We start from the raw sequence: 385 nt of genomic DNA, 5'->3' as shown, positions 1-385 counted from the left end.
TCGCTGCCGGACGGGCGCACCCTGTTCGTCGTCGTCAACGAGGCCTCGGGACCGCCCGCGCTGCTCAATCCGCCCGCCGACCGGATCCGCAGCGCCCTGCCGTTGGCCGGGGTCACGGAGCGCACGGAGGACGACGACCTGGCCGAACTGCTGGAGAAGGCCGCCCGGCAGGCCGTCGAGCACGGCGGTGCGCTCGGGGTGTGCGGCGGCGACGGTACGGTCACCCTGGCCGCGTCGATCGCGCTGCGGCACGGCCTTCCGCTGGTGGTCTTCCCGGGTGGAACGCGCAACCACTTCGCGCTCGACCTCGGCATCGAAACGGTCGAGGACGCCGCCGCCGCGGTCATGGCGGGAACCGCGTCCGCCGTCGACCTCGCGACGTACA

General features: G+C 73.8%; 1 protein-coding gene. It reads left to right on the top strand.

Features of this window, described 5'->3' with window-relative positions; genetic code table 11:
• Positions 1-385: acylglycerol kinase family protein (locus CAY82_RS27835; protein WP_170931149.1), on the top strand; the 385-nt coding region annotated here is incomplete at both ends.

Origin of the sequence: Pseudomonas sp. SID14000, from assembly GCF_002165135.1 — a bacterium.
GTDB lineage: Bacteria > Pseudomonadota > Gammaproteobacteria > Pseudomonadales > Pseudomonadaceae > Aquipseudomonas.
Note: the sequence above shows the minus strand (reverse complement) of the source record. Positions and strands in the feature narration are given on the sequence as shown.